Here is a 21,460-nt window from a genome sequence, read left to right as displayed (position 1 = left end):
GGGCGTTTTCAATTTCAGTTAAGTATGAAGCAATTATAAAAGAAGACAATATATTAAGTTTTAAGAGTGGGAATTCAGTCGACAGCTATAAATTTATGGGAAGTCATTTGGCAACTCATAAAGGTAAAAAGGGTGTATCTTTTATGGTATGGGCACCAAATGCAAAGAAAGTTTATGTAAGTGGTGAATTTAATAAATGGGAATTAGACACACATCAAATGATAAATCTGTATGATAGTGGAATCTGGAGTATATTTATTGAGGGATTAAAAGAAGGGGATAAATACAAATATAATGTAGTTGGATGTGATGGAATTAGTAGATTAAAGTCAGATCCATATGCAATATTTTCAGAACTAAGACCTAATACAGCATCCATTGTATATGATTTAGAAGACTATGAATGGTCAGATGAAAAATGGCAGCAAGATAAATCTAAAAAAATATGTGATCAAGAGCCTATGAATATATACGAAGTTAATTTAGGTTCATGGAAGAGAAAATGGGATGGCGATTTTTTTACATATGAAGAGCTTTATGAGATGATTGATTATGCAAAAGATATGGGATATACACACATAGAAATTATGCCAATAACAGAATTCCCATTAGATATGTCTTGGGGATATCAAACAGTTGGATACTACAGTCCTACAAGTAGACATGGAGAGCCAAATGGATTTAGAAAATTCGTTGAAAGATGTCATGAGAATCAACTAGGTATAATTTTAGATTTTGCATATAGCCATTTTTGTAGAGATGAGCATGGATTATATAAATTTGATGGATCTCCTCAATTTGAATATTCAGATCCAACAAAAGCAGATAATAATGGATGGGGAACAGCCCATTTTGATTTAGGTAAAGCTGAAGTAAATAGTTTCTTATTATCAAACGTATTGTATTGGTTTAAGGAATTTCATATAGATGGAATAAGAGTAGATGCAGTATCTAGTATGTTATATCTAGATTATGATGGGGGCGATTGGAAACCTAATAAGTATGGTGGAAGAGAAAACTTAGAAGCTATAGATTTTTTAAGAAAATTAAATGAAACTGCATATAAATATATTACAAATCCAATTATAATCGCCGAAGAATCTACAGCATGGCCTATGGTTACAGGACCAACATATAAAGGAGCATTAGGATTTACATATAAGTGGAATATGGGATGGATGAATGATACTCTAAAATACATGGAGATGGACCCTATATATAGAAAATATCACCATGATTTAATAACATTTTCATTCATGTATGCTTTTTCAGAGAATTTTATTTTACCATTATCTCATGATGAAGTTGTTCATGGGAAAAAATCTTTATTAGATAAGATGCCAGGAGATTCATGGCAAAAATTTGCTAATCTTAGGTTATTATATGCATATTATATGATTCATCCAGGAAAGAAACTGTTGTTCATGGGATCAGAGTTTGGTCAAGGATTAGAGTGGAGATATGCATATGGATTGGAATGGGAGTTATTAGAAAGAGAACCTCATAGCAAAATGAAGGACTATGTTAGAGATTTAAATCATATGTATAAAAATGATAAAGCTTTATATGAAATAGATAATGTTTATGATGGATTTGATTTTATAGATCCTCATAATAGTGATCAAAGTGTAATAACATTAATGAGAAAAGGAAAAGATGAGAAAGATTTTACAATAGCAGTAATTAACTTCACACCAGTAGTTTATTATGACTATAAGGTAGGAGTACCATTTAGTGGTGTGTATAAAGAAGTATTTAACTCAGATGACGATAAGTATTGGGGATCTAATCAGACTATGAGTGGAGTAGAAATATTCTCAAATAATGAAAAATGGCATAATAAAAATTATTGTATAAATATAAAAGTACCTCCATTAGGAGCGACTTTTATAAAGTTAAAGAAGTCTAGTAACAATGAAGAAGAGATTATCTTAGAAGAAAAAGAAACTAAACATATTAATTTAAAGGAAACAGTAGCAGAAATTAAAGATGCTTTAGAATCAAGACCTAAAAAAAGTGAAATTGAAAAGAGAGAAAGTATAGAGATTCATAAAAAAGAAGTAAAAATAGATATGATGAAATTAAATAAAATAAAAAAATAAAAATTTTAAAATATATAAATATAAAGTTATCTAAGGGGGAGTCAAATTTAATGAATAAAGAAATGATAGCAATGATATTAGCTGGTGGGCAAGGTTCTAGACTTGGTGTGTTTACAAAGAGTATAGCAAAGCCTGCAGTATCATTTGGGGGAAAATATAGGATAATAGATTTTGTATTAAGCAACTGTTCAAATTCAGGTATAGATACAGTTGGAGTTTTAACACAATACAGACCATTAATATTAAATTCTCATATAGGTATGGGGAGTCATTGGGATTTAGATAGAATTAATGGTGGAGTATACATATTACAACCATATATGAATGAAAAAGAAGGCAACTGGTATGAAGGTACTGCTAATGCAATTTATCAAAATATGAACTTTATAGATGCATATAATCCAGAATATGTTCTTATATTATCAGGAGATCATATATATAAAATGGATTATAGTAAAATGTTAAGTTATCATAAGGAAAAAAATGCAAAGGCTACAATAGCTGTAATAGAGGTACCTTGGGACGAAGCATCTAGATTTGGTATAATGAATACAAAAGAAGATGGCCAAATATATGAATTTGAAGAAAAACCTCAAGAGCCAAAAAGTAATTTAGCTTCAATGGGAGTATATATATTTAACTGGAGTATATTAAGAGATTATTTTATAAAATCTGAAGAAAATAACCTTTGCTTTGATGATTTTGGAAAAAATATAATACCAATGATGTTAGAAGATCAAGAGCAAATGTATGCTTATCCATTTAAAGGATATTGGAGGGATGTTGGAACAATACAAAGTTTATGGGATGCAAATATGGATCTTATAAAATATCCTGATGCAATAGATTTAAATGACTCAAGATGGAGAATATATACAAATACGATGGCAAGCCCTCCACAATATATAGGAAAAGATGCTGATATACGTGAGGCTTTAATAGCAGATGGATGCTCAATATTAGGTGATGTAGAAAACGCAGTTCTTTCTCATGGTGTTCATATAGATGAAAATAGTACAGTAAAAGATTCTGTAATCATGCCTAATGTAAAAATAGGTAAAAACGTAATAATAGAAAAAGCTATGATTGGTGAAGGTGCAGTAATAGAAGATAATTCAATTATAAGAAATGATGAAGATGAAATTAATGTAGTTTCAGAATATGAAACTGTGAAGCCAAAGGAAGTATTACAAGGGGGAATATAATTATGAGAAATGAGTGTATGGGGTTAATAAATTTAGATAAAAAGGGATATCCAAGTGTAAGCAAACTTAGTTATGCTAGGCCGATAGCATCAATTCCAATAGCAGGAAGATATAGAGTTATAGATTTTACACTTTCTAATATGGTAAATTCAAGAATGACAAATGTAGGTATATACGCTAAAGAAAAATATAGGTCATTAACAGACCATTTAGGTAGTGGAAAAGATTGGGATTTGAGTAGGAAGACAGGGGGGCTGTGTATACTTAGTCCAGAAAATACAAAATATCAAAATCAATATGAGGGTAGAAGTGGAGATATATACACAATATTAGCAAACATAGATTATATAGAGAAAAGCGAAGAAGAGTACATATTAATATCACCAAGTTATATGCTTTGTAATATAAACTATGAAGATGTTATAGCACATCACAAAAAATCTAATAATGATATAACTGTAGTTTATAAAAATATAGATAATGCAAATAAAGATTTTAAAGGGTGCTTAACTTTAAACTTAGATAACAATGATAGAGTAATTAACATAGGAAGTAACTTAGGTACTTTCCCAAGAGCAAATATATTTATGGAAATGTATATAATGAGACGTAAAGATTTTATATCGTGCATATATGAAATAGTTAACCTAGGAACATACTCTTATTTCCAAGATTTTATAACACAAGAGATCAATAATATACAAGTTGGTGCATATGAATTTAAAGGGTACCTAAAGTGTATAAATTCAATACAAAGTTATTATGAATTAAGTAAAGATTTACTACTACCAGAAGTATCTAAAGAACTTCTTTACTCAAATAGAAAAATATTAACTAAAGAAAAAAATCAAGCACCTACAATTTATAAAGAAAATTCAAATGTAAAAAACTCATTTATAGCTACAGGTTGTGTTATAGATGGAATAGTAGAAAATAGTATTATATTTAGAAAAGTGCATGTAGGTAAAGATACAGTTATTAAAAATTCAGTAATAATGCAAAATTGTACCATAGAATCAGATGTAGTTTTAAATAATGTTATATTAGATAAGAATATTTCAATATCAGAGGGGAAAGAATTAAGAGGCGATGAAAATTACCCTATGGTTATAGAGAAAAATCTAAGTATATAAGGGGGAAATTTTGGATGAAAGTTTTTTATGTGACATCAGAGTGTTGGCCTTTTGTAAAGACTGGGGGATTAGGTGACGTATCTTATGCGTTACCTAAGGCTTTAAAAAAAGAAGGTGTTGATGTTAGAGTAATACTACCTAAATACTCAACTATACCAACATATTTAAAAGATAAATTAAGAGAAATAGCTGTATTTAATGTCCAATTAGGATGGAGAAATCAATACTGTGGATTATTAGAAATGGAGTATGAAGGAATTAAATTTTACTTTATAGACAATGAATACTATTTTAAAAGAGATGGCGAGTTTGCATATCTTTATGGATATGGTGATGATGCCGAAAGATTTACATTCTTTAGTGAAGCTGTTCTTAAGGTTATGGAAAAAATAGATTTTTATCCAGATGTGATTCATATAAATGACTGGCATACAGGTATGATTCCTTTAATTTTAAAAGATAGATATAGTCACTTAGAGAAATATAGCAATATAAAAACTTTATATACAATTCATAACTTACAATATCAAGGTGTATTTGGTAAAGAAGTATTAGGTGATTTGCTTAATTTATCATATGAATACTATGATAATAAATCTGTAGAATACTACGGTGGTGTAAGTTTTATGAAAGCAGGTATAGTATTTGCAGATAAGGTAACTACTGTAAGTAAGACTTATGTAGATGAAATTCAAACAGAATTCTATGGAGAAGGTCTAGATGGATTATTAAGAGAAAATTCACATAAGCTAGAAGGTATATTAAATGGAATTGACTATGATTTAAATAATCCTATAACAGATCCTAATATTTTCTTTAAATATGATATTAACAGCTTAGAGAATAAAGTTAAGAATAAATTAGAATTACAAAAAATATTAGGTTTAGAAGTTAACCCAGATATTCCTCTAATAGGTATAGTATCTAGATTAGTATCACAAAAAGGATTTGACCTAATATCATATATTATGCCTGAATTAGTAAGAGAAGATCTACAACTAGTTGTATTAGGAACTGGAGAACATCAATATCAATCTATGTTTAATTATTATAGCTCTCGTTATTGCAAAAAGGTTTCAGCTAGAATAACTTTTGATAGTGGTTTAGCACAACAAATATATTCAGGTAGTGATATGTTCTTAATGCCTTCATTGTTTGAACCTTGTGGAATAGGTCAAATGATGGCTATGAGATATGGAACACTGCCTATAGTTAGAGAAACTGGAGGCCTTAAGGATACTGTAAGTCCATATAATAAGTATACTGGAGAAGGTAATGGATTTAGTTTCACAAATTATAATGCACATGAAATGCTTTACTGCATCCAAAAAGGGCTTGAGCTATATAAAGATAAAAATATATGGTATAACTTAGTTAAAAATGCAATGTATACAGATAATAGTTGGAAAAAATCAGCTCAAAAATATATAGAGGTATATCAGGGAATTCTCAATTAAAGGAGAGATTTGATGATCACAATTAGCAAAAGGAAATTTAAACAAAACTTTGAAAGTAAGATGTATAGTTTATATGCACAGCCTATAAATGAAGCTAGCGATGAACAGTTATTAAATGTTCTTGCTGGTGTTTTGAAAGATCTTATTGCTAAAAGATGGGTGGACACAAAAATTGACAAAGAGAAGGAAGTATATTATTTTTCAATTGAATTCTTATTAGGAAGACAGCTAAAATCGAATTTATTAAATTTAGGTGTAGAAAATAATATAAGAGAAGGACTTAAAGAGCTAGGTATTAACCTTGATGATTTAATAAAGTCAGAGGTAGATCCAGCTTTAGGAAATGGCGGACTAGGAAGACTAGCCGCTTGTTTCTTAGATTCTATGGCATCTGTAGGTATGAGCGGTCATGGATATGGGATAAGATATAAATATGGCTTATTTAAACAAAAATTTGTAAATGGTTGCCAGGTAGAAGTTCCTGATAATTGGTTAACTCAAGGAAATTATTTATGGGAAGTTGTTAGGCCAAATAAAGCTATATTAGTTAAGTTTGAAGGTGATGTTTACTTAGAAGAACATCATGGAAGTTTAAAAGTAATTCATAAAAATTATATTCCAGTTATGGCTATGCCTTACGATATACCTATAATCGGTTATGAAAATGACTGTGTAAACACACTTAGATTATGGAAGAGTGAGATACCAAGAAGGGATTTTGGTCAAACAACAGCAAATGCTAGAAACTATTCAGCAAGCTATGAAGAGGCATTAAATTATAAGTATTATACAGAAGAGATTTCTCAAGTTTTATATCCTAATGATTCTAATTATGCAGGTAGATTATTAAGATTAAAACAGGAATACTTTTTTGTAAGTGCAGGAATACAAGATATATACAGAAAGTATAAAAAGCATAAGTTTGATATACATGAGCTACCAAATAAAGTAGCTATTCACATAAATGATACTCATCCAGCATTATGCGTCCCAGAGCTTATGAGAATACTACTAGACATAGAAGGACTTTCATGGGATGAAGCATGGGATATAACTAGAAATACCATATCATATACAAATCATACTATAATGTCTGAAGCTATGGAAAAATGGCCAATAGAAATGGTAAAAAAATTGCTACCAAGAATATATATGATAATTGAAGAAATTGATAGAAGATACAATCTTTATTTAAATAGTAAATATCAAAATAAAGATAAAGTAAATAATATGAGTATCATAAATAATGGAATGGTTAATATGGCTAACTTATGTATTGTTTCTAGCTATAGTGTAAATGGGGTCGCTAAACTTCATACGAACTTATTAGAAAAAGAAGTATTAAAAGATTTTTATGAAGATGAGCCATATAAATTTAATAATAAGACTAATGGTATAGCTCATAGAAGATGGTTAATTAGTGCAAATCCCCAATTAAGTGGATTAATAACTGATTTGATTGGATCTGATTGGAAGACTGAGACATTTAAATTAAAAGAGTTAGAGCTATATAAAAATGATAATAATGTATTAGATAAATTAGATAATATAAAATATGATAATAAGGTTTTATTATCTAACTATATAAAGGAAAAATATAGTATTGATGTAGATCCAAATTCTATATTCGATGTTCAAGTAAAAAGGTTACATGCATATAAACGTCAATTACTGAATTTATTGAATATAATGACTTTATATCATAAGATATTAGAAAATCCTAATATGGATGTACAGCCAAGAACTTTCATATTTGGAGCAAAAGCAGCTCCAGGATATTATTTAGCGAAGTGCATAATAAAAACAATAAACTCAGTTGCAGACTTAATTAATAATGATATTAGAGTAAAAGATAAGCTTAAAGTAGTATTTATAGAGAACTATGGTGTTTCTCTAGCAGAGCTTATAATACCTGCAGCAAATGTAAGTGAACAAATTTCAACAACTACAAAAGAAGCATCAGGAACTAGTAATATGAAGTTTATGATGAATGGTGCACTAACTATGGCAACGTTAGATGGTGCAAATGTTGAAATATGTGAACTAGTTGGTAAAGAAAATATGTTTTTATTTGGTTTAACGGCTGAAGAAGTATTGAATTATAATAAAAATGGAGGATATTCATCTATAGATTTATATCATACAAATTTGAGACTAAAACAAGTTGTAGATGATTTAGTAAATGGATTTATACCTAACTTAGGTAAAGAAGGAAGAGAAGTTTATGACTCTTTAATAACATATAATGATGAATATTTTGTACTAAGGGATGCCAATGATTACGAAAGAGCACAAAGGGAACTAAGTGCTTTATATAAGAAAAAATATGATTGGAACAGAATGTCTTTAATTAATATAGCTAATTCCGGCGTATTTTCTAGTGATAGAACGATAAAAGAATATGGCGATGACATTTGGTTTAAAGGGTGTGAGAAGAATGAGAAAATGTATAAGTTATAATTCTTGGGATGAAGGGTTTAAGGCTCCGTTTGGAGCCTTGAATACTAAGAATGAAGCAATTATAAATGTTATTACAAATAAGGATATAGATGTATATAACATATCTTTAGTAATTTTAGGGGAACATGAAGATTTAACTAATTTTGTATATGATAGAATAGAATTAAAAGAAATACAAAATATAGGGAATGAAAAAACTTTTACTTGTAAAATAAGACCTTTTGAAAAAGCTGGTATATATTTCTATTATTTTGAGGTTGAAGGAAAAATAGATGGTAATAATCAAAAAGTATTTTACGGTAAGAGTAAAAATGATGGTAGAGCTTGTGAATATAAATATGAAAATATAAACAAATATCAAATAACAGTTCATGAAGATATAAAGGTTCCTAATTGGTATAAGGAAGGTATACTTTATCATATATTTGTAGATAGATTTAATAATGGAAATCGAAATGACAAACCAATAAATCCTAAGAAAAATTCATTTATATATGCAAATTGGGATGATACTCCGATGTATATAAAAGATAAAAATGGAGATATAGCTAGATGGGATTTTTATGGTGGTAACTTAAAAGGAATAATAAATAAATTAGGATATTTAAAGAAATTGGGTGTTAGTATTTTATACTTAAGCCCTATATTTGAATCTTCTAGTAATCATAAATATGATACAGGAAACTATAAAAAGATAGATCCGATGTTTGGAGATGAAGAAGTTTTTGCTGAACTTATAGAAAAAGCTAAAGAAAAAGGAATGTCTATAATATTGGATGGTGTATTTAATCATACAGGAGCTGATAGTAAGTACTTTAATCAATATGGTAATTATGATAGCATAGGGGCTTATCAATCACAGGATTCAGAATATTCATCTTGGTATCGATTTGAAGAATTTCCTAATAAATATGATTGCTGGTGGGGAATTAAATCACTGCCTAATATAAATGAATTATCGCCAAGTTATATGAACTACATAATGTATGATGAAGATAGCGTAATAAAAAAATGGACTAAAATGGGAGTCAAGGGATGGAGACTAGATGTAGCTGATGAACTTCCTAAAACTTTTTTAAGTGAATTAAGAAAAGAATTAAAATCAGTTGATAAGGATGCAATACTTACAGGTGAAGTATGGGAAGATGCATCAAATAAGATAAGTTACGGCAAGAGAATGAATTATTTCTCTGGTGACAAATTAGATTCTGTATTAGGTTATCCATTTAGAAAGAATATACTAGCCTTCTTAAAAGGAGAATGTACATCTTTAGAATTAAGAAATAACTATATGGAAATAAAAGAAAACTATCCAAGTGAACTATTTAAGTCCAATTTAAATTTATTAGGAACTCATGATGTTAAAAGGATAAAAACTGAGTTAAATTGTGATAAAGATATGGTAAAATTAGCAGTCATAACACAAATGACTTCTGAAGGTATTCCATATATATATTATGGTGATGAAGCTGGTCTTGAAGGAAACACAGATCCAGATAATAGAAGAACTTATCCATGGAAAAATGAAGATGAAGAGATGATAGATTTTTATAAAAATGCAATAAATACAAGAAAAAAATATCAAACACTTACATATGGAGAAACAAGCTTTATAGATACCAAGAATGACAATGTATTTGGATATTTAAGAGTAAATGATAATTTAAATAGTGAAGATTTACTAATATTAATAAATAGAGATAATACTGTGCAAAATGTATCTTTAGATTTAAATGGTGATGTGCTAGAGGAAGTTTATATTAAATATATTCCTAAGAAGTATGGTGAAATAATAGAAAAAGAAGATGGTGGAGTTTTCAGTAAAGGATTATTCAATATACAAATTGACGAAAAATCTTTTAGAATATTTACACTAAGAAAACATATAGTAGAATAGAGAATAAAAGTGTATCAAGTTATTAATTTGATACACTTTTATTTATTTTAAAATGTAAGTTCTTCATCAGATATATTGGTAGAAGTACTTTCATTAGATTCATTAAATATTTGAGGTGATTCATAGTATTTTTTATCACTAGATTTATTATGATCGAGGAATTTAATTTCATTACCCAAGACCCAAGTTTTATATTTATAAGATCCTTCAGAAGTTTCGTATCTATCAGTTCTAATGGAACCTTCAATAGCTACTAGTTTACCTTTTTGTATATATTGAGCGTAAATTTCTGCTCTTTTGCCCCAAAATTCAATTCTAATAAAATCAGATTCAACTATACCAATTTTATTTTTATAATTTCTACTAACTGCTATTGTAAAACTTGTAACAGCATTATTTGATTCTCCGATAAAGTTTAATTCTGGATTATTTATAAGCCTACCGATTAGAGTAATATTATTCATTAAATCACCTCAAGATAAATTTTATTTTATTTTGATTTTAGACAAATAAATAATATTAAATACAAAAAATAATAAAAAAATTATAGATATAATAAAACACGAAATTTCTTTATTAAAAAGTTTTTACCAGTTCGCATTAAAAAGAATTGTAAAAATGGTGAATATTTTATAAAATAAAGCCAAAACTGATTTCAGGTTAATAAAATAATAAAAAAATCTCTATATCAAAGGTGATAATTAATTTTTTAATGTAATCTATATAAATATAATGTATAATTAAAATATAAGAAAATAAAAAGTTCGAATACGGGGGAATTAAGTATGAAAAAGAAATTAACATTGACGACTAAAATATTACTTGGATTGTTTTTAGGATTCGTGTTTGGTTTAGCACTTAGTAAAGTTCAAGATGGATTTATAAAGAATACACTTTTACTAGATGGAATTTTAAAAGTAGTAGGTACAGGATTTACATCAGCAATAAAAATGATGGTAGTACCATTAGTATTTGTATCTTTAGTATGTGGAACATCATCTATGGGTGATGTAAAAAGGTTAGGACGAATAGGTGGAAAAACTATGTTATTCTACTTAGGTACAACTGCAATAGCAATCATAATATCTTTAGTATTAGGTAGCTTATTAAAGCCTGGTATAGGATTAGATATGAGTAGTATGGTTACAGGAGAAGTTACAATAGGAGAATCTAAGTCACTGGTAGAGATAATATTAAATATAATACCAACAAATCCAATAGCATCGCTGGCTAATGGGGAAATGTTACAAGTGATATTTTTTGCAATGCTTTTAGGAATATCTATGAGTATATTAGGAAAAAAATCGGAACCAGTTAGAGTAGTGTTTGAAAGTGCAAATGAAATATGCATGAAGATGGTAGGTATAATAATGTTAGCAGCTCCATATGGTGTATTTGCCCTGGTATCTACTACATTTGCAACAGTAGGTACTGATGCTATATTTGCTCTATTAAAGTATATAGTAATAGTATTATTAGGTCTTTTAATACATGTAACATTTGTGTATGGAGGTCTATTTAAAATATTTACAAGACAAAAAATAAAACCATTTATAAGTAAATTTAGTGGTGTTGCAGCTATTACATTTTCAACAGCGTCAAGTAATGCATCTGTTCCAGCTAGTTTAGAAATAATGGAAGAATTAGGTGTTAGTAAAGGTGTAAGGTCATTTACTATACCTATGGGTGCTACAATAAATATGGATGGAACAGCTATAATGCAAGGTATAGCAGCATTGTTTATAGCGCAGATATACGGAATTGATTTAGGAATGAATGATATGATTACTATTGTACTTACTGCAACATTAGCATCTATAGGTACAGCAGGTGTACCCGGGGTTGGAATGATAATGTTATCAATGGTATTACAATCAGTAGGGTTACCTCTTGAGGGTATTGGATTGATAATGGGTGTAGAAAGAATAATAGATATGTTTAGAACGACTGTAAATGTTATGGGGGACAATATTTGTACATTAATAATAGCAAATAGCGAAAAGGAATTAGATTTAAAAACTTATAATAGTGAAGACGTTGTAGATAATTTAATATAAATAGGTTAGTAAATATTGATCGGCTAAAGTAAATAGGGTATCTCAACTTGAGATGCCCTATTTTAATATGATAATTATATCCAAATATAATTTGTACAATAAATTATTATTTAGTTATTATAACTAGATATCTTAGCATATAGATAATTATGGACAAAGTTATTTATATGTTAGGAGGATGAACATGCAAGATAAATATAAAGTGAAAGAGATTTTAAAGTTTGCAGGAACATATATATCGGTATGCATAGGTTCAGGGTTTGCAACAGGGCAAGAAATAATGCAATTTTTTTCTGCACATGGAGTACATAAAAGTATTTTTTCTACATTTATTTGTATGATTATAATGTGTTATTGTGGATCAAAGTTATTAGAAATAGGGAAAAGTATTAACTTGAAGTCATCTAATGATATATTCACATATTTATGGGGAGAATCTATTGGAAATTTATTTAAAATGTTTATGCCAGTATTTTTTCTTTGTAGCTTTATAGTGATGGTCTCTGGAGCAGGTGCATCAATAAGTCAATATTATGGCATAGATAGAAATATTGGAAGTACACTTATGGCTGTCTTATCTTTAGTATCGGTATTAATGGGTATAAAAAGAGTTGTAGATATTTTAGGAAATGTTGGACCTATAATCGTAATAGTGTCATTAGCAGTTGGAATTATAACTGTATCGAGAAATTATTCAAGCTTCATCAATAGTGAAAATATAGTTTCAGCACTCAATGTAACTAAGGCAGTAGATAATTGGCACCTTACAGGTATACTATATAGTGGTCTTAATATAATAATGGTTACGACATTTTTAGTAAGTGTAGGACAAACATCTACTAATAAAATTAATTGTAGATGGGGTGGTATTTTAGGTGGGTTAGCTTTTATGTTGGCTTGTTTAGTTATTAATTTAGGGATATTATCAGATATCGAAAATATATGTTTAAATGAAATTCCCACTTTATATATGGCTAAAAAAATAGGACCAATAGTAGGTATTTTATTTTCATTTATACTTATAGCTGGAATATATACAACAGCAGTGCCTTTATTATGGAGTGTATGTAATAGTTTTGCAAAAGAGGGAACGTGGAAATTTAACCTTATAGCATTTTTATGTTCATTAATAGCTTTAATAGGTGGAAGAATTCCATTTTCGGTATTAGTAAACTTTATATATCCTATATCAGGAGCATTGGGAGTACTAATAATAATAGGTTTATTTATAAAAAACATATATGTATAAGATTTAGGTATACTGGTTGAGTAAATATACTTTGTAATAAATACAATTATAAAGTTATGTTAATGTCATACGGAGAAAATACATTTGCCTATATTATTGAAAAAATCTAAAAATTCTGAAAAAAGTAAAGAAATTTATAATAATAAGTGGTATAATCATAAATAAAACTAACAAGAGGTGAGGTTATGGGGGAATATAGTTTTAAATATGGAGATACCACATTAATTACATGTATAAAAGATGAGCATATTATTCATTTGCTTAAACCAAAACATGTAGATTCTATAATAGATATAGAAAAAAAAGTTAATGAAGTTTTAGATAATCCTATTGGAACAGAAGCACTTCGAGATATTATAAAGCCAGGTGAAAAAATATCTATAATAGTAAGTGATATAACCAGAGCTTGGATGCAGAGTAATAAATTTGTAATACATATAGTAAATTATCTTTCATATTTAGGCGTGAAAGATGAAGATATGTTTGTAGTAATAGCTTTAGGTGGACATAGAAAAAGTACAAAAGAAGAATTAATAGCTGTTGTAGGAAAAGAAGTTCTAGATAGAATTAATGTATATGACCATGAATGTGAGGATAAAAATGAACTAGTTTATTTAGGAGAATCAAGTAGAAAGACTCCTATATATTTAAATAAGAGAGTATATGAAGCAGATAGAGTAATATTAACTGGAGGAATAGTATTCCATATATTTGCAGGATTTGGAGGAGGTGCTAAGAGTATACTTCCAGGTGTTGTAGGAATAGATACAATACAAGCAAATCATAGACTTTGTTTTAATCCAGGAAAATCAAGTGGTCTTAATTTAATGGCAGGACCTAATATAGTACAAGGTAATCCACTAAGAGAAGATATGAATGAAGTTTGTAAAATTGTAAATCCAGACTTTTTATTTAATGTTATTCTTGATACAGAAGGAAACTTTATAAAATTTGTAGCGGGACATTTTTATAAAGCATGGTATGAAGGTGGCTTATTTATAAGAAGTCTTTATGGAGTTCCAGTACAAAGTCAAGCAGACATAATAGTGGCATCAGCAGGAGGATTTCCTAAAGATATTAACTTATACCAAACTATAAAGACCATGGATAATGCATTGTATGGCGGAAAAGAGAACAGTGTATTAATATTAGCTAGTGAATGTAGGGATGGATTAGGTGCTGATGAATTTGCAGAATGGTTTAAGTATACTACCTTAGAAGATATGGAAAATGCATTAAAAGAAAACTTTACTGTACCAGGATATGCAGCTTATAAAACAGCCTATACAGCAAATCATAGAAAAGTTATATTTATATCCAATTTAGATGATGATATAGTGAAAGATTTTAATATGATACCATGTCATGATTTAGATGAGGCCATGAAGTTAGCTTATGAAATTTGTGAAATTGAAAATCCAAAAATAACTTTGATGCCATATGGAGGTAATACATTACCTATATCAATGTAAAAAAGAGTTGTATAAAGTACTTAATGTATTTTGTACAACTCTTTTTTACTTTATTATTGTAGTTTTTGATTATTTATAACAAATTTCATTAAAAAAAATATAGGTATAGTAGAAATCACGGGAGCAAGCATTGGTGCAAATACTTTGCTTATTCCTAATATATTAACCATAAATATAATTACTCCCATATTTAATATATACTCAAATATATAAACTAAGAAAGTAAGCAAAAATTTTTTTAATGAAAGTTTACTATTTTTAAATGTATACTTTGAGTTTAGAAAGTAAGAGGCACTTATGCTAATGACACTGACAATAGTATAGGAAACTAAATAATTTATTTTAAATTTTAAAAAAAGCATAAGATAAAAAAACTGAGATATCCAAAAGTTGCTTATTCCAACTATATTAAATTTTATATATTCAATAAACTTAGATTTTAAGTTGCTAAATTGTATAGAAAAGTGTTTAGACATATTAGCGATCTCCTTATAAGTCATAATATAAAATATTATATTATATATTAATAAAATTTATTTGTATATAAGTTATTATTCCAAGAATTATAAAATTAAATTAAAAATATTTGCCTTTGACATAAATATAAAAAAGTCCTACTATTTAGTTAAAAGTAAATGTATAAATATCAAAGGGGGAAAATAAATGTCAAATTGTGGATCTTGTCCATCAAGTAAATCTTGTAATAAAGAACAGTCAAGCTGTGGAGTAAGTAATAATCCTAAAAATAAAATTAATCGAATAATAGGGGTAATGAGTGGAAAAGGTGGAGTTGGAAAATCAACTAGTACTGCTTTAATAGCAAAAAGTTTAAGGAAGAAAGGGTATAAAGTAGGTATATTAGATGCAGATATAACTGGACCTAGTATACCAAGGTTATTAGGGGTTAGCAACTTAAGAGCTAATACAATAGACGGAGAATTACATCCTGTAATAAGTAAAGATCATATAAAAGTAATGTCTTTAAATTTATTAATAGAAGATGAAAATCAACCTGTCATATGGAGAGGTGCAATGATATCAAATGCAGTTAAACAATTCTATACAGATGTTATATGGGGAGATTTAGATTATCTTATTATAGATATGCCACCAGGAACAGGAGATGTGGCATTAACAGTAATGCAATCAATTCCTCTAAATGGAGTAGTTATGATATCAGTTCCACAAGATATGGTCTCAATGATAGTTTCAAAAGCAGTAAATATGGTGAAAAAAATGAATATAGATATAATAGGTGTAGTTGAAAATATGAGCTATATACTATGTCCAGATTGTGGTAAAAAAATTCGAATTTTTAATAGTAATAATAGTAGGGATTTTTTAGATGAAATGAATTTAAATTTATTAGGATCATTACCAATGAACTCTGAAATAGGTAATGTTTCAGTTGGAATATATGAGAGTGATGAAAATTTAGATGATCTATTTAATCCTATAGTAAATAATATGTTAAATTCATTAAATAAAATTGAAAATGAAAAATACATAATCTCTACTATATAATAATGTAATTATCATTAAATCTGGAATCTGGAAAAGTTATAGTATTAGGAGGTTTTGTTATGAAGCAAACTAGAAGTTATGATAGTATAAAGTTTTTTCCAGAAAAAGGATATATTGAATACTGCGTAAAAAATGATGATAATTTACAAGAAATAAAATTAAGTAATGATGAAATGAAGGCAATTAGCTTAAAAGATGTAGAAGGTTATAGTAGTAAAATATGTTCTAAAAAAATGGGAATAACATTAAAAGATTTTGAATCATTAATTAATGAAGCTAGAAAAAAAATAGCAGTAGCACTAGTTGATGGGAAAAATATAAAATTAACGATAAAAGAAAATGATCCTAAAGAAGATGAAGATTTAGATAACAAAAAAGTTTGTAAGTTTAGATGTGCTACATGTGGATATATTTATTATGTAAATTATGAATACCAAGATATAGTATGTCCGAAATGTAAGTCGACAAAAGTTATGTCTAGCGAAGATGCAGGATTTTCAAAAAAGTGGTCTCTTAAGAAATAGATAATAATTGACTAAAGAAAAGCAGTCTGATATTATAACTTTAATGCCATAATCACAGAACTTGAATTCTTTATTCAAAGTTTTGGAATAGAGGAGATGACAAGGTGAAGATATTAGATACTGTAATAATCGGAATTGATTTAATGTTATTTATGTATTTTTATAATGTAGCGATAAATACAACTGATATGACTACAAGACTGATAGCTTGTGCAGCTATGACTTTTGAAGTTTATTTTATTAGAAAACATATAAGAATAATGAGAAGATTAAATGTAAATAAAAAAGAGAATGTAACTAAAGATAAATAATAGTTAATTACAAAAGTACCTACATTTAGGTGCTTTTTTGTTGTAATTTATAAATTTTGGATAAATTATATAATATAAATTAAAATTAATTAGGAGGACATTATGAGTAGACAATTTGAAATAAGTTATTCTTTTGGATATGTGTATGATAAAAGTAAATTAATAGCAATGTATCCAGTAGGTTCAAATGTAATTAGTGAAGATGAATATGAAATGGAAGTAGAAGTGGCATTTTTAGAAGATGGTATAAATGCAGCTTTTAAAGAAGAGGATATTAAGTTCGCAAATGATACTATGAAACCATTGGAAATGTTTTTAATGAAGCCAAATAATATAATACCTTTTGTTGATACAATAAAAGATTTTGATACAAAAGAAGAACTAACTAAGCTTATAACAGAATTTGATAAAGAGTATGAATTAAAGAATGAGTATATACAAAAAGGTTATGAAATAAAAGATTATTATGATGTATTTAAAAATGTTACTAAATACATACCTAATGAGAACTTAGATAATTTAAATATATTAAAAATTGAATCTGAAAAATTTGATATGAATAAATTTTTAAATGATATAAAGGAAAATCTGGATGAAGTAACGGAAGCAAATCCTATATTTATGGGAAAAAGTGAACTTACTCCAAGATTATTTATAAAATCAAAAAGTGCGAATAGTACTAAATGTTTTTATATTCCATTTGCTACATACGGAAGTTCATATGATGATGGAATCGTTTGTGCAAATAAAGAAAGAATTGAAGATATAGATTCAGATATGGGTGATTTAGAGATAACAGTTACAAAAGATGCAGGATACATAATTGAAAATATAAATAATATTTTAACTTTTAAAATAAGTAATTTTAATTCTAAGACAGAAAATAATAATCAAATAACTCAGGTTGTTGATTATGGAGGGATAATTAAGCCAATGATGATAGAATTTTTAAATTCATACATCAAAAATTAAACTTTTAAAAATATATGAGTAGTTTTTATAATATAAATAAGTAGGAGATCTTTTGATATCCTACTTATTTTTTTATTATATAATTAATTTATAAAATTTAGGGGAGATTATTGTGAGTGTATTAAATATAGAGCAAATTAAATATAAATCTAATGAACTAAAACAGTGGATTGTAGACATAAGAAGAGATTTACATAAAACACCAGAACTTGCAATGAATGAAGTTATAACTAAAGGTAAAATTAAGAAATATTTAGATGAGATAGGTATAGAATATAAAGAATTTAATGATAACTATGGAATAATGGCATATATAATTAAGTCAAATGCAAAAAAAACAATAGCTATAAGAGCTGATATTGATGCCTTACCGATTGAAGAAAAAAATGATGTTGAGTATAAGTCTTTAAATAAAGGTATAATGCATGCTTGCGGACATGATGCTCATACTGCAATATTATTAGGCGCATGTAAAATATTATATGAAATAAGAGATAGTCTAAATATTAATATTAAATTCTTATTTCAACCAGCGGAGGAAAATATAGGTGGAGCTAAATATATGATACAAAATAAATGTTTGGAAAATCCAAAGGTTGATTATATATTTGGACTTCATGTCCAACCTTATTTAGAAACATCATTTATAGAATGTAAGTATGATACTCTGAATGCAAGCGCTAATGGATGTAAAATTAGAATAAAAGGTAAAAGGGCTCATGGAGCATATCCTAATAATGGTGTAGACTCACTAATTGCCTCATCTCAACTTATACTTGCTTTACAAAATATAGTTAGTAGAGAAATAGAACCTTCTAATATTAGTGTTATTACATTAGGAAAAATAAATGGAGGAGAAGCTCAAAATATTATTTGTGAAGAAGTGAAGATTGAGGGAACTATAAGGGCGCTTACAATAAAAGATAGAGAATTTATACTCAATAGAGTTTATGATATGGTTGAAAATATATCTAAAGCGCATAGATGCATTGGACATATAGATATTGACCAAAACTGGTATCCTCCAGTAATAAACAATAATTATTTGGTAGATATAGTGAAAGAAAATACACGTAAATTATTAGGTAAAGATAATTTTTTATTAAAAGAATATCCATCTATGGGGGGAGAAGATTTTTCATTTTATACGGATAAATGTAAAGGTGTATTTTTTCATTTAGGATGTGGAAATAAAGATAAAAATATAATTAGTCCACTTCATACAGCAAATTTTAATATAGATGAAGGGTGTTTAACAACTGGAGTTATGATGCATGTAATTAACACATTGTATTTCAATTAAGGATAAAAAGCAAAGTTACTTTAAACTAAGTGACTTTGCTTTTTATTTATATTAAAAACAACATAGATTTTTATATATTGTTAAAAATAATATAAATATATTACGACAATTGATAAGGAGAAAATAGTATGAATAAAAAAAGTGTAAAAATAATCCCTTTAGGAGGTTTGGGAGAAATCGGTAAAAATATTACAGCAATAGAGTATGAAGATGAAATAATAGTTATAGATTGTGGAGTATCTTTCCCAGATGAGGATATGTATGGAGTTGACTTAGTCATACCGAATATAAGTTACTTGATTGATAGACAGGATAAGGTAAAAGGTTTATTTTTAACACATGGTCATGAAGATCATATAGGAGCTATACCATATATAATAAAACAATTAAATATGCCTATATATGGTACAAAGTTAACTTTAGGGCTAGTTGAAAATAAGTTAAAGGAGCACAAAATGTTAGACTTATGTACTTTAAATCCGGTTAATGCAGGATATATGGTGAAATTTGATAATATGAGTATAGAATTTATTAGGGCAACACACAGTATAGCAGATTCTTGTTCATTAGCCATATTTACACCAATTGGAACTATAGTACACACTGGAGATTTTAAAATTGATTATACACCTATTGATGGATTAGTTATGGATTTAAATAGATTTTCAACATTAGGGGATGAAGGTGTATTATTACTATTAGCTGATAGCACTAATGTTGAAAGAGAAGGACATTCACTTTCTGAAAAGGTAATAGGAGAAACACTAAATAGAATTTTTAGAAATGCAAAAGGTAGGATAATAGTAGCTACATTTGCATCAAATATACATAGAATGCAACAAATAGCAAATGCATCTATAAAAGAGAATAGAAAGATAGCTTTTAGTGGAAGAAGTATGGAAAATGTATCACAAGTAGCTATGGATTTAGGATATTTACATATACCAGATGAATCTGTTATAGATATTGATGATATTAATAAGTATCCTAATGAAAACATAACTATAATTACAACTGGAAGTCAAGGTGAATCAATGGCAGGTCTTTCAAGGATAGCTCATGGATCACATAAAAAAATTGAAATAGATAAAGATGATTTATTTATAATATCGGCATCTCCAATACCTGGGAATGATAAGATTATTTCAAGAGTTATAAATCAACTATTTAGAAAAGGTGTAGAAGTAATATATGAAGATTTGGAAGATATACATGTATCTGGACATGCATATAGAGAAGAACTAAAGTTAATACATACATTGGTTAAACCTAAATACTTTATGCCTGTTCATGGAGAGTATAGACATTTAAAACATCATAGTGATTTAGCTATAAAACTTGGAATGAGTCCTGAAAATGTATTTACATTAGAAACTGGTCAAGTATTAGAAATATCAGAGAATGAAGCTAATGCAAATCAGAAAATACATACAGGTGTTTTATATGTAGATGGTATAGGAGTAGGAGATGTAGGTAATATAGTTTTAAGAGATAGAAAGTACTTAGCAAATGATGGTATGGTAACAATAGTCTTAGCTATAAATAGAGATACATTTGAGATTGTAGCAGGACCTGATATAATAACAAGAGGATTTATTTATGCTAGAGAATCAGAAGACTTAATAAATGAAATCAAGGATATATCAAGAAATGTAGTAGAACAATGTTTAGAAGAAAAAGTTATAGAATGGCATATTTTAAAAAATAGTATAAAAAAATCTGTTGAGAATCACTTATATACAAAGACAAAGAGAAGACCTAGTGTATTTCCAATAATAATGGAAGTATAAAATT

Annotated in this window: 17 protein-coding genes; 15 read left to right on the top strand and 2 right to left on the bottom strand. The window is 27.8% G+C overall.

The window, feature by feature from the left end; translation table 11 throughout:
* Nucleotides 1-11: 11 nt before the first annotated feature.
* Genes glgB through EIH23_RS13825 form a run of 6 tightly spaced genes read left to right on the top strand, consistent with a single transcriptional unit; the run spans nucleotide 12 to nucleotide 10,254 of the window.
* Nucleotides 12-2,102: a 1,4-alpha-glucan branching protein GlgB gene (gene glgB, locus EIH23_RS13850; protein WP_330566300.1), complete on the top strand. Its 2,091-nt coding sequence runs from the start codon at nucleotides 12-14 to the stop codon at nucleotides 2,100-2,102.
* 50 nt (nucleotides 2,103-2,152) lie between these two features.
* Nucleotides 2,153-3,307 carry a glucose-1-phosphate adenylyltransferase gene (locus tag EIH23_RS13845; protein WP_122641028.1) on the top strand — a complete coding sequence of 385 codons (1,155 nt, stop codon included), beginning with the start codon at nucleotides 2,153-2,155 and terminating at the stop codon, nucleotides 3,305-3,307.
* Between the two features lie 2 nt (nucleotides 3,308-3,309).
* Complete coding sequence (gene glgD, locus EIH23_RS13840; RefSeq protein WP_122641027.1) at nucleotides 3,310-4,440, top strand: glucose-1-phosphate adenylyltransferase subunit GlgD; 1,131 nt, start codon at nucleotides 3,310-3,312, stop codon at nucleotides 4,438-4,440.
* A gap of 14 nt (nucleotides 4,441-4,454) precedes the next feature.
* A complete protein-coding gene (gene glgA, locus EIH23_RS13835; RefSeq protein ID WP_122641026.1) occupies nucleotides 4,455-5,897 on the top strand; it encodes a glycogen synthase GlgA in 1,443 nt (480 codons plus the stop codon).
* A gap of 12 nt (nucleotides 5,898-5,909) precedes the next feature.
* Nucleotides 5,910-8,357, top strand: coding sequence for a glycogen/starch/alpha-glucan phosphorylase (locus tag EIH23_RS13830; RefSeq protein WP_122641025.1), 2,448 nt, complete (start codon nucleotides 5,910-5,912; stop codon nucleotides 8,355-8,357).
* Nucleotides 8,335-10,254, top strand: coding sequence for a glycoside hydrolase family 13 protein (locus EIH23_RS13825; protein ID WP_122641024.1), 1,920 nt, complete (start codon nucleotides 8,335-8,337; stop codon nucleotides 10,252-10,254). The genes EIH23_RS13830 and EIH23_RS13825 overlap by 23 nt, the downstream gene beginning before the upstream one ends.
* Before the next feature lie 47 nt (nucleotides 10,255-10,301).
* Here EIH23_RS13825 and EIH23_RS13820 read toward each other — a convergent pair whose 3' ends face one another.
* Nucleotides 10,302-10,718, bottom strand: coding sequence for a single-stranded DNA-binding protein (locus EIH23_RS13820; RefSeq protein ID WP_122641023.1), 417 nt, complete (start codon nucleotides 10,716-10,718; stop codon nucleotides 10,302-10,304).
* 321 nt (nucleotides 10,719-11,039) lie between these two features.
* On the opposite strand from EIH23_RS13820, the gene EIH23_RS13815 reads away from it, so the two are divergent.
* The 3 genes from EIH23_RS13815 (at nucleotide 11,040) to larA (ending at nucleotide 15,032) form a co-directional block, all read left to right on the top strand.
* The gene (locus tag EIH23_RS13815; protein WP_122641022.1) at nucleotides 11,040-12,311 is read left to right on the top strand and encodes a dicarboxylate/amino acid:cation symporter; all 1,272 of its coding nucleotides are present in this window, start codon (nucleotides 11,040-11,042) and stop codon (nucleotides 12,309-12,311) included.
* 184 nt (nucleotides 12,312-12,495) lie between these two features.
* Entirely contained in the window at nucleotides 12,496-13,560 is a 1,065-nt protein-coding gene (locus EIH23_RS13810) for a YkvI family membrane protein (RefSeq protein ID WP_122641021.1), read from the top strand.
* A gap of 185 nt (nucleotides 13,561-13,745) precedes the next feature.
* On the top strand, nucleotides 13,746-15,032 hold the full coding sequence (gene larA, locus EIH23_RS13805) for a nickel-dependent lactate racemase (protein ID WP_122641020.1): 1,287 nt from the start codon (nucleotides 13,746-13,748) through the stop codon (nucleotides 15,030-15,032).
* Nucleotides 15,033-15,085: 53 nt separating this feature from the next.
* Here larA and EIH23_RS13800 read toward each other — a convergent pair whose 3' ends face one another.
* Nucleotides 15,086-15,508 carry a GtrA family protein gene (locus tag EIH23_RS13800; protein ID WP_164489088.1) on the bottom strand — a complete coding sequence of 141 codons (423 nt, stop codon included), beginning with the start codon at nucleotides 15,506-15,508 and terminating at the stop codon, nucleotides 15,086-15,088.
* Between the two features lie 187 nt (nucleotides 15,509-15,695).
* Here EIH23_RS13800 and EIH23_RS13795 point away from each other — a divergent pair, with 187 nt between their 5' ends.
* The 6 genes from EIH23_RS13795 to EIH23_RS13770 all read left to right on the top strand — a co-directional run bounded on the left by EIH23_RS13795 (nucleotide 15,696) and on the right by EIH23_RS13770 (nucleotide 21,456).
* Nucleotides 15,696-16,556, top strand: a complete 861-nt coding sequence (locus EIH23_RS13795) for an Mrp/NBP35 family ATP-binding protein (protein WP_122641018.1) — start codon at nucleotides 15,696-15,698, stop codon at nucleotides 16,554-16,556.
* Nucleotides 16,557-16,615: 59 nt separating this feature from the next.
* Nucleotides 16,616-17,080: a DUF134 domain-containing protein gene (locus tag EIH23_RS13790; RefSeq protein WP_122641017.1), complete on the top strand. Its 465-nt coding sequence runs from the start codon at nucleotides 16,616-16,618 to the stop codon at nucleotides 17,078-17,080.
* A 104-nt stretch (nucleotides 17,081-17,184) separates the two neighbouring features.
* Nucleotides 17,185-17,391, top strand: a complete 207-nt coding sequence (locus tag EIH23_RS13785; RefSeq protein WP_122641016.1) for a hypothetical protein — start codon at nucleotides 17,185-17,187, stop codon at nucleotides 17,389-17,391.
* A 102-nt stretch (nucleotides 17,392-17,493) separates the two neighbouring features.
* A complete protein-coding gene (locus tag EIH23_RS13780; protein ID WP_122641015.1) occupies nucleotides 17,494-18,363 on the top strand; it encodes a hypothetical protein in 870 nt (289 codons plus the stop codon).
* Between the two features lie 109 nt (nucleotides 18,364-18,472).
* Nucleotides 18,473-19,666: a M20 family metallopeptidase gene (locus EIH23_RS13775; protein WP_122641014.1), complete on the top strand. Its 1,194-nt coding sequence runs from the start codon at nucleotides 18,473-18,475 to the stop codon at nucleotides 19,664-19,666.
* Nucleotides 19,667-19,794: 128 nt separating this feature from the next.
* A complete protein-coding gene (locus tag EIH23_RS13770) occupies nucleotides 19,795-21,456 on the top strand; it encodes a ribonuclease J (RefSeq protein WP_122641013.1) in 1,662 nt (553 codons plus the stop codon).
* The last annotated feature ends 4 nt before the right edge of the window (nucleotides 21,457-21,460 follow it).

Source organism: Romboutsia sp. Marseille-P6047 (assembly GCF_900604535.1).
Classification (GTDB): domain Bacteria; phylum Bacillota; class Clostridia; order Peptostreptococcales; family Peptostreptococcaceae; genus Romboutsia_E.
The sequence above is the reverse complement of the archived record's forward strand: the minus strand, read 5'-3'. Positions and strand labels throughout refer to the sequence as shown.